Consider the following 13,394-nt stretch of genomic DNA (forward strand, 5'->3'; position numbering starts at 1 on the left):
CGTCGCGCTTCACGAGCGGCCGCCGACGGACTGTTATGCTGCTGTCCCCAAACGAGGTTGCCGTCATGAAAACCGCTGCCTTGCTGGTTGCCGCCAGCGTCCTGTTCACGTCGAGCGTACTGGCGCAGTCGGCCCCATCGGCGAGCGTGCCGCCACCCCCGGGGATCAACGACCCGGGCGTGAAGGCGGTGGAACCCCCGGCCAAGCCGGCGGTCAGGCATCGCTCGACCCACGTCGCGCCGTCCGCGTCCGGCCAGTCGCTGGATCTGAAGCCGCAGGCGCTGCCCGCAATGCGCGACGAAGGCAGCGCGCAGAGCGGCCGCGAGCAGGCGCCGCCGGAAGTGCGGATCCGCCAGGAAGGCGACAACAGCATCCAGGAATACAGCCGCAACGGCCGCGTCTACATGGTGGTGGTCACCCCGAAGAACGGCATCCAGCAGACCTACATGGTTGATCCGCAGGGCCGGCTGGTCGACGAGCACGGCATGAAGCCGGTGGGGCCGGTGATGTACAAGGTGCTGGAGTGGGGCAAGAGCCGGCCGCCAGCCGAGAATGCCAGCGAGGCGCCGCCGGCCGACAGCGGCCACTGAGAGGTGCACCGCGGGTCTACGCCGGCTCGTCCAGTTCCGGATAGTGGCGAAAGATGCCGTTCTCGTTGAACGGCAGCCGCCGCGGTGAGGCCAGATAGGCCGCGACGCGCGACCGCTCGGCCACCCGCTGCTTCAGCGCTAGCAACAACGGCAGCCGGTGCCCGAGCTGCTGCATGGTGCGCGGGTACGCATACTCCAGCCCGCTGATCAGCTGGAACAACGAAAGGTCGACGTAGGAGTGTCCGTGCAGGGCATGCTGGCCGCCGCCGCGTTCCAGCACCTGCTCGAAGTAATCGAGGTATTTCGGCAGCCGCGTTGCGCGCAGGTCGGCCGCGCGGCGGAGCGCCTCCACGCGCTGGTCCTCGTAGTACAAGCTGCTGGCGATCGGGTGGTGCGAGTCGTGCACCTCGGCGACCAGGTCGGCGATGGTCAGCTGCAGCTGGTGGGCGTACAGCCGCCGACCCTCGCTTTCCGGCACCAAGCCGAGCGGCGGGCCGAGGTATTGCAGGATGTTCGCGGTTTGCGCGATCAGCAGGCGGCCAGCCTTGAGGAACGGCGGCGCGAACGGCAGCGCACCCTCGTGCACGCCGTCGAGGTAGCGCACGATGGCGTCGTCGCCCTGCTCGCGGGCCACGTCGACGTAGCTGGCGCCGGCGTCTTCCAGCGCCAGCCGCACGAACTCGCCGCGGCCCTGGATGCCGGTCCAGTAATACAGTTCGTAACGCATGGCCATGTCCCCGGACTGGATCCGATGCTGGCACGCGCGACTTCTACGGGACGTGTAGGAGCGCGCCCTGTCCACAGGGGACTTCCTTCGGTCGTGCGCGATGCTTTTGCGTCACGTGACGAAAAGCATCGCGCACAGGGTGCGCCTACATGGGGCCCTCGACCTCAGTGGCGGAAGTGGCGCATGCCGGTGAACACCATCGCCATGCCGTGCTCGTCGGCGGCGGCGATCACCTCGGCGTCGCGCATCGAGCCGCCGGGCTGGATCACCGCGCTGATGCCCGCGGCGGCGGCGGCGTCGATGCCATCGCGGAACGGGAAGAACGCATCGCTCGCCATCACCGAGCCGCGCACTTCGAGCTTTTCGTCGGCGGCCTTGATGCCGGCGATCTTCGCGCTGTAGACGCGGCTCATCTGGCCGGCGCCGATGCCGATGGTCTGGCGCTCCTTCGCATAGACGATGGCGTTGGACTTGACGAACTTGGCCACCTTCCAGGCGAAGATGAGGTCGTGGATCTGCGCTTCGGTGGGCGCCTTGCGGGTCACCACCTTCAGGTCCGCCGCGCTGATCATGCCGGTGTCGGCACTCTGGATCAGCAGACCGGAACCGACCCGCTTGGAATTCATGCCGGGGTGTGCGGCACGCAAGTCGCCGCCAGCAGGCGTCGGGATCACCAGCACGCGCACGTTGCCCTTCTTGTGGAAGGCCTTCAGCGCGTCATCCGCATAGGCCGGCGCCAGCACCACCTCGACGAACTGGCGCTCGACGATGGCCTTCGCGGTGGCGCCGTCGACTTCGCGGTTGAACGCGATGATGCCGCCGAAGGCGGAGGTGGGGTCGGTCTGGAAGGCCAGGTCATACGCCTTGCCGATGCCGTCCAGGCTCACCGCCACGCCGCACGGGTTGGCGTGCTTGACGATCACGCAGGCCGGCTTGACGAAGCTGCGCACGCATTCCCACGCCGCGTCGGCGTCGGCGATGTTGTTGAACGACAGCTCCTTGCCCTGCAGCTGACGGAAGGTGGCCAGCGTGCCCGGCACCGGATACAGGTCGCGGTAGAACGCAGCCTGCTGGTGCGGGTTCTCGCCGTAGCGCAGGTCCATCAGCTTCACGAAGCGGCCGTTGACCTGACCCGGGAAGGCGGCATGGCCGGCGATCGCGTCCTGCGTGTCGTTGAGCTCCAGCCCGGACAGGTAGTCGCTGATCGCGCCGTCGTAGCTGGACACGTTGTTGAACGCCGCCACCGCGAGCCTGAAGCGGGTGGCGCGGGTGAGACCGCCCTGGCTTTCGATCTCGGCCAGCGCGCTCTCGTACTGCTCAGGCGCGGTCAGCACGCCCACGTCGTTCCAGTTCTTCGCCGCCGAGCGCAGCATCGCCGGGCCGCCGATGTCGATGTTCTCGATCGCCTGCTCCAGCGTGCAATCGGGCTTCGCCACGGTGCTCTCGAACGGGTAGAGATTGAGCACCAGCAGGTCGATCGGCGCGATGCCCAGCTCGGCCATCACCTGGTCGTCGGTGCCGCGGCGGCCGAGCAGACCGCCATGCACCTTCGGGTGCAGCGTCTTCACGCGGCCGTCCATGATCTCCGGAAAACCGGTGATGTCACTGACTTCGGTGACCGCGATGCCCGCTTCGCGCAGCGCCTTCGCGCTGCCACCGGTGGAAAGCAGCTCGATGCCCTTCGCGGCCAGCCGCCGGCCCAGCTCGATCAGCCCGCTCTTGTCGGAAACACTGAGCAGGGCGCGACGGACCGGGACGAGCTGGGGGGCGGACATGGATTACTCCGGGATTCGGGATTTGGGAGACGGGATTCGGGCGCGGAGGGGGAGCTGGACAATCGGGGTGGGATGAGTGCGCAGTACGCAGATGGCGAAGCGCTTGGGAGCCGGCTTTTGCAAATCCCGAATCCCGTCTCCCGAATCCGGGCTCTCAGAGCAAGCCGTGTGCAGCCAGCTTCTTGCGCAAGGTGGCGCGGTTGATGCCGAGCGCGCTGGCGGCGCGGCTCTGGTTGCCATCGTGGAATGCCAGCACCTCGCGCAGCAGCGGCACCTCGACCTCGTGCAGCACCAGCGCATGCAGGCCCTCGGCGCATTCGGTGTCGCCGATGTCGGCAAGGTAGCGGCGCACCATGCGGGTGACGCATTCGCTCAGCGCGCTCTGCCCTTGGAGGCTGGCGCCAGGCGAACCCGTGCCCTGCAACGAGGCCTGTTTTGCGGCCTCGGCAGCAGGCAGTCTTACAGCATTCACGGACATTTTCCCTCGCGTGCGAAGTGGCGACTGCATCGGTCGCTGCTTATGGTTATGGCTGCTCTTGCGTGTCGCGGCGTCTGTGGCATGTCGTCAGACATGTCGGCGCGAGCGGTCGAGTCTACCCGCGCGGGCCGACAATTTTAAGTACCGCGAACGTCATTATTCGAAACCGATCTCGAATGCCACCGCCTTGTCGCCCGGATCCTCCACCTCCAGCAGCAGCACGGCGCTGCCGCCAGGCGCCAGGCCATGGCGCTGGATGGTGGCGTCATCCAGGTAATCCGCCGGCTGCAGCCGACGCATGGCGATGCGCCGACCCTGTGCGTCGGACAGGGCGATCGTCAGCACCGGCCAGGGCTGGGCGAAGGCGGCATCGTTGCGCACGCTGGCGCTGATCATCAGCGCACCGGCGACGCTGGGATGGGCTTGCACGTTGCTGGCCAGCAGGTGCAGCTGCCGCGGCGCGGCGACCAGCGGCAGTTCGCAGCCGAGCATGGCGCAACCGCCGCGCAGCCAGTGGCCCACGACGGGTTGGCGGATCAGCTCGTCGCGCTTGGCCCAGGCCAGCTGCGCGGCGAGCAACAGCGTGAGCAACAGGCAAGCCACCATCCACGGCCAGTGCCGCTCGCCGGACGAGTACAGGTGCCGCCGGCTGCGTCGGGCCGCCCGTCCGTGCGGTGGCACACGCGGCTCGCGGGCGAAACGCGGTGCGAACACCAGTTGCGAAAAATCATCGATCGCCGGCCGCGGCGTGGCCGCGGCGACCGCCGCATTGGCAACGACTACCGCCGGCGGTTCGGGACGCGGTCGATAGACCACCAGGTCCAGTTGCGGCGGTTCCAGCGCGGGCTGGTTCAGCGACAGCTCGACAAACGGCTCCGGCGGCAGCTGCTCGGCGAGCGTGGCGAGGCTGTCGAAGCCGGCTTCACAATGCCCGCACACGACGTGGCCGTGCGCCTGCGCCAGCGTCTGCGCGTCAAGCGAAAACACGGACAGACATTCGGGACACTGGGTATACATGCGGACCGTTGCGGATCGATACCCGGCAAGCTTAGCAGGGTGGTCGCGGCGGCTTCAGTGCATGCCCGACGCTATGGACGGCCATGCCGGCGACCTCGGCCAGATGCTCAGCGGCGGCGCCGGCCGCTGATGCGCACCCAGTCCTCGCGGGTGTCCACGCGCAGCTCGTCGAACCATTCGGCGTAGCGCTGCAGCAGCTCGTCCTGCTGGCCGGCAAGGATGCCGGAGATGGCGAACGGCGCGCCGGGCTTCGCGGCGGCGGCGAAGCTGGGGGCCAGTTCGCCGAGCGGGCCGGCCAGGATGTTGGCGATGAAGACGTCGGCCGCCTCGGTGTCGAAATCTTCCGGCAGGTACAGCGCGAGACGGTCGGCCACACCGTTGCGTTCAGCATTGTCGCGCGAGGCGGTGAGTGCCTGCGGGTCGTTGTCGATGCCGGTCGCGCTGGCGGCGCCCAGCTTCAGCGCGGCGATGGCCAGGATGCCCGAGCCGCAGCCGTAGTCGGTGATGGTCTTGCCGCCGAGGTCGAGGCCGTCCAGCCATTCCAGGCACAGCGCGGTGGTTGGATGGGTGCCGCTGCCGAAGGCGAGGCCGGGGTCGAGGCGTATCACGACGCGAGCGGAGGTGCCGGAGGCATCCTCATCCATCGGCGGCTCGATGTTCCACGGATAGATCCACAGCCGCCGGCCGAACGACATCGGCTTGAACTGGTCCATCCAGGCGCGTTCCCAATCCTGGTCGGCGACCTCGGTGAAGTCCAGCTGGCCGGGTTCGAGCCAGGGCAGCAGTTCGCTCAGCGCGGCGGCGAGGCCGCGGCGGTCGGCACGTTCGTCGAACAGTGCGTTGAGCGTGATCGTGGGCCACAGCGGCAGCTCGCCCACGCCCGGCTCGAAGATCGCCTGCTCGTCCGGCGTCTCGGCATCGGCGTCGCGTAGCGTGACCGACAACGCGCCGAGGTCTTCCAGCGCTTCTTCCGCGCGGGGCTGCTGTTCGATGCGGACGATCAGGGAGAGTTCGAGGAAAGGCATGGGCATGTTCGGTAGCGGTGGGAGCGCACCCTGTCCACAAGGGACTTCCTTCAGTGGTGCGCGATGCTCTTCGTCACGTGACGGAAAGGCATCGCGCACCGGGTGCGCTCCTACGTGAGGTCAGGCGGCGGTGGCGCCTTTATCCTTCTGCTCGGCCATCCGCTTCTCGAGGTAGTGGATGTTCTGGCCGCCGTGCTGGAAGCCGGCGTCGGCCATGATCCGCTGCTGCAGCGGGATATTGCACTTGACGCCTTCGATCACCGTCTCGGCCAGCGCCAGGCGCATGCGCGCGATGGCGGTCTCGCGGTCGGGGCCGTGCACGATCAGCTTGCCGATCATCGAGTCGTAGTTCGGCGGGATCTTGTAGCCGTCGTACAGGTGGGTGTCCACGCGCACGCCGGGGCCGCCGGGTGCCTCGAAGCGTTTCACCGTGCCTGGGCTGGGCATGAACGTGTCCGGATCCTCGGCGTTGATGCGGCACTCGATCGCGTGGCCGGTGATCTTCACGTCCTCCTGGCGAATCGACAGCTTCTCGCCGCCGGCGATCAACAGCTGCTCGCGCACCAGGTCCACGCCGGTGATGAACTCGGTCACCGGGTGCTCGACCTGGATGCGGGTGTTCATCTCGATGAAGTAAAAGCGGCCGTTCTCGAACAGGAACTCGAACGTGCCGGCGCCGCGGTAGCCGATGCGCAGGCAGGCGTCCACGCAGACCTTGCCGATCGTCGCGCGCTGCTCGGGCGTGATGCCCGGCGCCGGCGCTTCCTCCACCACCTTCTGGTGGCGGCGCTGCATCGAGCAGTCGCGCTCGCCCAGGTGGATGGCGTGGCCCTGGCCGTCGGCGAGCACCTGGACCTCCACGTGGCGCGGATTCTCCAGGAATTTCTCCATGTACACCTGGTCGTTGCCGAATGCCGCCTTGGCTTCCTGCTTGGTCATCACGATGGAGTTGCCCAGGTGCGCCTCGGTGCGCACCACGCGCATGCCGCGGCCGCCACCGCCGCCGGCGGCCTTGATGATCACCGGGTAGCCGATCTCGCGGGCGATTCGCATGTTCTCGTCGACGTCCTCGCCGAGCGGGCCGCCGGAACCCGGCACGCAGGGCACGCCGGCCGACTTCATCGTGCGGATCGCCTCGACCTTGTCGCCCATCAGGCGGATCACTTCGGCGGTCGGGCCGATGAAGACGAAGCCGGACTGCTCCACCTGCTCAGCGAAGTCGGCGCGCTCGGCGAGGAAGCCGTAGCCGGGGTGGATCGCCTGGGCGTCGGTGATCTCCGCCGCGGCGATGATCCGTGGGATGTTGAGGTAGCTGTCGACCGACGGCCCGGGGCCGATGCAGATCGACTCGTCGGCGAGGCCGACGTGCTTCAGATTGCGATCCACGGTGGAATGCACCGCCACGGTCTTGATGCCAAGGCTGTGGCAGGCGCGCAATACACGCAGCGCGATTTCGCCGCGGTTGGCGATGACGACTTTTTCTAGCATGGGATTCGGGATTCGGGATTCGGGATTCGTAGGAGCGAGAGCCGGCTTTGCATCAGTCACCTCTCTTGGCTTCGATGGATCGGATAAGCGCGTTGAGTTTGGCAAACACTCGATCGGTCAGCTCGGTTACGTCATTTGCGCCGGAGACATAGGCGAGTCGTTCGGCGATTTGCAGTTGCGTGTCCAGTTCGGACAAGGAGCCGCGAGCCATGGACAGGAACCGCAGATACTCAGGTGTGGATCGGCGGGCCGCACCCTCCGCAATGTTCGACGGGATGCTGATCGCGGCACGCCGCAGTTGCGAAGTGAGCGTAAAACGTTCGGAGTCCGGGAAACCGGCACTGATTCGATAAATGGCTTCGACAAGGTCCATGGCATCGCGCCACACTTCAAGCTGGTGGTGTGGCCGCTTTGCCGAATCCCGAATCCCCATTCCCGAATCCCGGCCGCTCAGCCAATCACGAACATGGGTTCGTCGAATTCCACCGGCTGGCCGTTCTCGACCAGGATCGCCTGCACGGTGCCGGCCACGTCGGCCTCGATCTGGTTGAACATCTTCATCGCCTCGATGATGCCCAGCGTCTCGCCGGCCTTGACCTGCTGGCCGACCTTGACGAAGGCGGGCGTGCCCGGGGTGGCCGAGGCGTAGAAGGTGCCGACCATCGGTGCCTTCACCACATGGCCTGCCGGCAGCGCATCCACGGCGGGCGCCTCGACGGCGACCGCCGGTGCGGCAGCGACCGGTGCGGCGGCCACGGCGACCGGGGCCACTGGCGCGGCGGCGACCGGTGCGGCGTTCTTCGGCACGCGCGACAGGCGCACGACTTCCTCGCCTTCCTTGATTTCCAGCTCGGCGAGGTTGGATTCCTCGAGCAAGTCGATCAGCTTCTTGATTTTGCGCAAATCCATCGGATCAGCCTTTGGTCAGTCAGGCCACCGCCGCGGTGGCTGGGAGTTGAATGGGGTGGCCGCGTGGCCGCGGCATCAGGGAACGCGGCCGGCCTGCAGCCGCTGCAGCGCGACGTCCAGCGCCAGCCGGTAGCTGTCGGCGCCGAAGCCGCAGATCAGGCCGAGCGCGATGTCGGACAGATAGGACTGGTGGCGAAACGGCTCGCGGGCGAACACGTTCGACAGGTGCAGCTCGATGAACGGAATCGCCACGGCGGCGAACGCGTCGCGCAGCGCGATGCTGGTGTGGGTGAACGCGCCGGCGTTGCACAGGACCATCGCGGTGCCGTCGTCACGGCCCTGGTGGATGCGCCCGACCAGCTCATGCTCGGCGTTGGACTGGAACCAGACCAGCTCGTGCCCGGCCGCGCGCGCCCGCTCGGCCAGCTGCTGGTTGATCTCGGCCAGGGTCTCGTGGCCGTAGATGTGCGGCTCGCGCGCGCCCAGTAGGTTGAGGTTGGGTCCGTGCAGGACCAGGATTTTCGCCACGGTGGTGTTCCGGCCAGCGTCCGGGGGATCCGGAACCGGGCGCAGTGTGCACGCAGTCTAGGATGTTGTCCAGTTCGCTGCAGATCGGCGATGTTTGGCGGAGAAGCGTTGGATTTCCGTGCGTGGGCGTATGTCAGTGCCCGACCTGCGCCGGCGCCAGCCACCGCACCAGCTGCGCGGGCGGGAGCGGGCCGGCATGCGTGGCCAAAATGCGCCCATCGGCGTCGATCAGCACGCTATAAGGCAACACCTGACGCGTATTGCCGAGTTTCAATGAGGTGCTGGGTGGGCCAAGATCGCCGATCAGGATGGGGTAATCCACCGCATGTGCGGCCAAAAAGGCGCGAACGTGCGCAGGCTCATCCATTGCAATTCCAACCACGATCGCCCCCTGTTCGCCGAACTTGGCCTGGGCCTCGGCCAACGCCGGCATCTCCTGCAGGCATGGCGCGCACCAGCTGGCCCAGAAATTCAGCAGCACCCGGCGGCCGCGGTAATCGTCCAGCCGGTGCGGCTTGCCATCCAGGTCGGGCAGCACCAGCGGCGGCAGCGGCTGGCCGAGCAGGCTTGGCGGCGGCGAATCGACTTGCCGCTGGTGGCGTTGCGCGTAGCCGCCCAGCGCGGCGGCCAGCACCGCCAGGCCGATGATCAGCCAGTTGCTGCGGCTCAGCATCAGCGCGTCGCTTCGGTCAGCGCCTGCTCGACCATCGAGTAGGTCAGCACGGTGGGCAGCTGTCGGCCCGGTCCGAGGTTTTTCGGGAACACCACGTACAGCGGCACACCGGGCGAGTGGTATTCCTGCAGGAAGGCGCTGATGGCCGGGTTGACGTCGGTCCAGTCGCCCTTCATGTAGACCGTGTCGGTGCGCCTGAGCAGGTTGCGGAACGCCTGCGTGTTCAGCACCGCGTGCTCGTTCGCCTTGCAGGTGACGCACCAGTCGGCGGTGATGTCGACGAACACCGGGGTGCCGGCGGCGCGCAATTCGGTAAGTTTCTGCGGGCTGTAGGCGACCACGCCCTGCTCGGCCGTGGCGGCCGCCGACGGCGGTGGCACGTGGGCCAGCAGGTACAGCGGCGCCAGGGTGGCGAGCGCCAGCATTACCACCGCGACCTTGCTGGCCGCGCCGCGCGAGCGGCTGCGCTCGAACCACCACAGCGTCATCGCCAGCAGCACCATCGCCACCAGCACCAGGCCGACCGCGTCGGCGCCGCGCTGGTTCGCCAGCACCCAGACCAGCCAGGCGGCGGTGAGGAACATCGGGAACGCCAGCACCTGCTTCAGCGTTTCCATCCAGCGCCCCGGCTTCGGCAGCAGGCGCGCCAGCGCGGGCACGAAGCCGACCGCCAGGAACGGCAGCGCCAACCCCACGCCCAGCACAATGAACACCAGCAGCGCCGACAGCATCGGCGCGGCGAACGCATAGGCCAGCGCGCTGCCCATGAACGGCGCGGTGCACGGGCTGGCCACCACCACCGCCAGCACGCCAGTGAAGAAGTCACCGGCCGGCCCGGAACGCGATGCCAGCGACGCGCCGGTGTTGCCCAGCGAGGCGCCGAACTGCACCACGCCGGACATCGACAGGCCTACCGCCAGCATCACGCAGGCCAGCACGCCCACCAGCAGCGGCTGCTGCAACTGCGAGCCCCAGCCCAGCGCATGACCCGCGGCGCGCAGGGCGAGGATGCCCAGCCCAAGCGCGGCAAAGCTGCACAGCACGCCGGCGGTGTAGAACAGCGCATGGCGGCGCGCGGTGGCGCGGTTCTCGCCGCTTTCCAGCACGCTGACCGCCTTGATCGACAGCACCGGCAGCACACACGGCATCAGGTTCAGCACCAGGCCGCCGCCCAGCGCCAGCAGCAGGGCGGCGAGTAGGCTGACCTGCAATGGGCCGCCGACAAGATCGGCCGGTGGCAGCTCCGGCGCCGGTGTGCCGGCCGTTGCCGCACCGCTGTTCAGCTCGATGTCCACCGTGCGCGTCATCAGCGGATAGCACAGGCCGCCGTCCTGGCAGCCCTGGAAACTCGCCTGCAGCGCGAGATGCGTGCGGCCGGCCAGGTCGCCCTCCACCGTCACCGGCAGTTCGACCTGGTCGAAGTAGACGATGACCTCGCCGTAATGTTCATCGCGATGCGCGACGCCGGGCGGCCACGCGGGCGTCAGCGTGAGACCAGCGGCGTCGGCGAGCTTCAGCGCGGTCTGGTCGCGGTACAGGTAGTAGCCCTTCGGCATCGTCCAGCGCAGCAACAGGTGTTTGGGACCCTGCGCCAGCGCCTCGAAGTGGAACGCCTGCTCGGTCGGCAGCGGTGCGCCCACCGCGGTCGTACCGGTGCTGCTGCCCAGCCGGCTGAGTGCCGCACCCAATGCATTGCCGGCCGCCGGCGTCGCCGCCACGCCGGCGTTGGCCGGCAGCGGCAGGTCCAGCTTCTCGGTATGCGGCGGATAGCAGATCTTCGGGTCGACCTCGTGGCAGCCCTGGTATTGCACGCTCAGGGTGAGTCGCGTGGTGCCGGCGGCGACCGTGTACGGGATGCTGGCGTCGACGCCGTGGCGGTAGGTTTCCACGTCGCCGAGATACTCGTCGTGGTCCTTCCTGCCGTCCGGCAGCTGCGCCTCGCCGAGCGTGACGCCGTCGCCGCCCTTGAACTTCATGCGGCCGCGGTAGAGGTAGTAGTCCGGTGCGATGGTCCAGTGCAGCTTCAGCACGCCCGGGGTGCTGGTGTCGGCGCTGAGCTTGTAGGCCTCGGTCACCGGCAGCAGGCTTTCCGTGTCCTGCGCCGGCGCGGGCGCGGTGCACAGCAGGCCGAGCAGCAGCAGGGCCAGTGCGGGCAGGCGGGCGGCCAGGCGGCCGGAGATCAGGCGCATCGCGATTCCAGTGGCACAACGGCAGGACAGCCATTATGGACCATGCCGATCGCGCTTCCGTTCCTTACGGCCTTATGCCTCCTCGGGGGCCAGCGCTGGCGCGGCGCGCCGTGTGCGCACCAGCCCGGTGGTGAGCGCGGTGCCGAGCAGGATCACCGCGCAGCCGCCGAGCAGGCGCGCGCTCACCGGCTCGCCCAGCAGCAGCGCACCCCACAGCACGCCGAACGCCGGGATCAGGTACGGGATCACCATGATCCGCGTCGCGCCGACCCGCGCCAGCACCCAGAAGAACAGCACGTAGGCCAGCGCCGTGCACAGCACGGCCAGCCCCGCGGCGGCCAGCCAGGCCTGCAGCGGCGGTGGCTGCGCCGGCCACGCCAGCAGCGTGGTCGGCAACAGCAGCAGCGCGGCCACCATGTGGCTGCCGACCGTCACCACCAGCGGCGTCACCCGGCCCAGACGCAGGTGGGTGTAATGCACCGCAAAGCCGTACAGCACGGTGGCGGCGACGCAGGCCAGCAGCGCCACGCCCGCGCCCGGCCCCAGCGCGAGGCTGCCCTCAGCCAGCCAGACCACGCCGGCAAAGCCGATCGCCAGCCCGGCGCCGCGCCATACATCCAGTCGCTGGCCCAGCCACAGCCAGCCGATCAGCGCGGCGAACATCGGCGTCATGCCGTCGATGATCGAGGCCACGCCCGCCGGCAGGCTGCGCGTGGCGAAGGTGAACAGCACGAACGGCAGCGCCGAGTTGGTCAGCCCGACCACCGCGATCGGCCACCAGTGCGCCCGCCATTCGGCCAACCGCGCACGCGAGACCAGCAGCGGCAGGAAGCACAGCGCGGCGCCGATCGCGCGCAGCCCGGCCAGCGGCAGCGCGCCGAAGGCGCCGGCACCCATGCGCATGAACAGGAACGAGCCGCCCCACAGGGCGCCCAGCGACAGCAGCACAGCGTAGTCGATCTTCTTCATCTTGGGGAGGCGGCAGCGGGGTGGCGAAGATGCAATTTAACGCCCTGCCGCTGACAAGGATTGTCAGCAGTCTTGCGCTGCCTCGCCGGTCGCCTCGCGCACCCAGTCCAGGTAGGCCGCGTGGCCGCGCTCCACCGGTACCGCGACCAGCTCGGGCAGCTCGTACGGGTGCAGTTGGAGCAGGCGGCTTTTCAGCGCGTCGAAGCGGACGGCAGTGGTCTTGATCAGCAGCAGTTCCTCGCGGTCCTGGCTCACCGCGCCCTGCCAGCGGTAGGTGGAGTGGACGCCGGGCAGGCGGTTGACGCAGGCGGCCAGCCGCTCGCCGACCAGGGCTTCGGCGATCGCCTGGGCGCTGGCGGCGTCGGGACAGCTGCAATAGCAGAGCAGGACGGTGGCGGGGTCGGTCATGCCTGAAGCGTACCCGGGTCGCGCCGGCCGTGCGTGGCCATGGGCGATTTGGCGGCCAGCCCTTGAAACGGAGCCCGGTCCGCCCAATTAGCTGCTGCATCCCCGGTTCGCCAAGCTCTTGCAGCGGGGTCGCATACCCGTAAAATTGGCACTCGTTCACTTCGAGTGCTAGCAAGACCGCCGGCCCGGGTCTTGAAAGCCTTGTCCGTCCACCATCCAAGTCAGCTGGAGTCATCCATGAGCACACTGCGTCCCCTGCACGATCGCGTCATCGTCAAGCGTCTCGAAGAAGAGCGCGTCTCCGCCGGAGGCATCGTCATCCCCGACAGCGCCACCGAGAAGCCGACCCGCGGCAAGGTCGTCGCCGCCGGCACCGGCCTGATCATGAGCGACGGCAAGGTGCGCCCGATGTCGCTGAAGGCCGGCGACGTGGTGCTGTTCGGCAAGTACGCCGGCCAGGAAATCAAGATCGACGGCGAAGAGCTGGTCTTCCTGAAGGAAGACGACATCGTGGCGGTGATCGAGGGCTAAGAGCCGGGATTGGGGATTCGGGATTCGCAGGCGCATCGCGCTTCGTCCCGATCATCGCCGTCCCGTCCCGTTCTCGCCACATCCGCT

General features: G+C 68.2%; 15 protein-coding genes. 2 read left to right on the forward strand and 13 right to left on the reverse strand.

Translation table 11 applies throughout. The annotated features are described in order from the left end of the window. Nucleotides 1–65 precede the first annotated feature (65 nt). Nucleotides 66–590, forward strand: a complete 525-nt coding sequence (locus LRK53_RS01575; RefSeq protein ID WP_037088822.1) for a DUF2782 domain-containing protein — start codon at nt 66–68, stop codon at nt 588–590. 16 nt (nt 591–606) lie between these two features. Here the strand turns inward: LRK53_RS01575 and LRK53_RS01580 are convergent, their stop codons facing one another. From LRK53_RS01580 to cutA, 13 genes are all read right to left on the reverse strand, one after another. After that, a complete protein-coding gene (locus LRK53_RS01580) occupies nt 607–1,317 on the reverse strand; it encodes a glutathione S-transferase (RefSeq protein WP_027491382.1) in 711 nt (236 codons plus the stop codon). Nucleotides 1,318–1,481: 164 nt separating this feature from the next. Next, nucleotides 1,482–3,092 carry a bifunctional phosphoribosylaminoimidazolecarboxamide formyltransferase/IMP cyclohydrolase gene (gene purH / locus LRK53_RS01585; protein WP_027491383.1) on the reverse strand — a complete coding sequence of 537 codons (1,611 nt, stop codon included), beginning with the start codon at nt 3,090–3,092 and terminating at the stop codon, nt 1,482–1,484. Between the two features lie 154 nt (nt 3,093–3,246). Then, entirely contained in the window at nt 3,247–3,570 is a 324-nt protein-coding gene (locus LRK53_RS01590; protein ID WP_037088809.1) for a helix-turn-helix domain-containing protein, read from the reverse strand. 156 nt (nt 3,571–3,726) lie between these two features. Next, the gene (locus LRK53_RS01595) at nt 3,727–4,557 is read right to left on the reverse strand and encodes a DUF3426 domain-containing protein (protein WP_235642462.1); all 831 of its coding nucleotides are present in this window, start codon (nt 4,555–4,557) and stop codon (nt 3,727–3,729) included. Nucleotides 4,558–4,694: 137 nt separating this feature from the next. Then, a complete protein-coding gene (prmA, locus tag LRK53_RS01600) occupies nt 4,695–5,612 on the reverse strand; it encodes a 50S ribosomal protein L11 methyltransferase (protein ID WP_027491386.1) in 918 nt (305 codons plus the stop codon). Nucleotides 5,613–5,732: 120 nt separating this feature from the next. Next, the gene (gene accC / locus LRK53_RS01605) at nt 5,733–7,100 is read right to left on the reverse strand and encodes an acetyl-CoA carboxylase biotin carboxylase subunit (RefSeq protein WP_027491387.1); all 1,368 of its coding nucleotides are present in this window, start codon (nt 7,098–7,100) and stop codon (nt 5,733–5,735) included. 52 nt (nt 7,101–7,152) lie between these two features. Then, nucleotides 7,153–7,473, reverse strand: a complete 321-nt coding sequence (locus LRK53_RS01610; protein WP_235642463.1) for a four helix bundle protein — start codon at nt 7,471–7,473, stop codon at nt 7,153–7,155. A gap of 77 nt (nt 7,474–7,550) precedes the next feature. Then, nucleotides 7,551–8,009, reverse strand: coding sequence for an acetyl-CoA carboxylase biotin carboxyl carrier protein (gene accB, locus LRK53_RS01615; protein WP_027491389.1), 459 nt, complete (start codon nt 8,007–8,009; stop codon nt 7,551–7,553). A gap of 75 nt (nt 8,010–8,084) precedes the next feature. Then, the gene (gene aroQ / locus LRK53_RS01620) at nt 8,085–8,537 is read right to left on the reverse strand and encodes a type II 3-dehydroquinate dehydratase (protein WP_027491390.1); all 453 of its coding nucleotides are present in this window, start codon (nt 8,535–8,537) and stop codon (nt 8,085–8,087) included. Between the two features lie 133 nt (nt 8,538–8,670). Beyond that, a complete protein-coding gene (locus LRK53_RS01625; RefSeq protein WP_027491391.1) occupies nt 8,671–9,210 on the reverse strand; it encodes a TlpA family protein disulfide reductase in 540 nt (179 codons plus the stop codon). After that, complete coding sequence (locus tag LRK53_RS01630) at nt 9,210–11,399, reverse strand: protein-disulfide reductase DsbD family protein (RefSeq protein WP_027491392.1); 2,190 nt, start codon at nt 11,397–11,399, stop codon at nt 9,210–9,212. Before LRK53_RS01630 ends, LRK53_RS01625 begins: the two co-directional genes overlap by 1 nt. A gap of 72 nt (nt 11,400–11,471) precedes the next feature. Then, nucleotides 11,472–12,368 (reverse strand): DMT family transporter, encoded by an 897-nt coding sequence (locus LRK53_RS01635; RefSeq protein WP_027491393.1) that lies wholly within the window; start codon nt 12,366–12,368, stop codon nt 11,472–11,474. Between the two features lie 63 nt (nt 12,369–12,431). Next, nucleotides 12,432–12,776, reverse strand: a complete 345-nt coding sequence (gene cutA / locus LRK53_RS01640; protein ID WP_027491394.1) for a divalent-cation tolerance protein CutA — start codon at nt 12,774–12,776, stop codon at nt 12,432–12,434. Between the two features lie 237 nt (nt 12,777–13,013). Between cutA and LRK53_RS01645 the strand changes: the two genes are divergently transcribed. Further along, nucleotides 13,014–13,307, forward strand: a complete 294-nt coding sequence (locus tag LRK53_RS01645; RefSeq protein WP_007514157.1) for a co-chaperone GroES — start codon at nt 13,014–13,016, stop codon at nt 13,305–13,307. Nucleotides 13,308–13,394 lie beyond the last annotated feature (87 nt).

It is taken from the genome of Rhodanobacter thiooxydans (genome assembly GCF_021545845.1).
Classification (GTDB): Bacteria; Pseudomonadota; Gammaproteobacteria; order Xanthomonadales; family Rhodanobacteraceae; genus Rhodanobacter.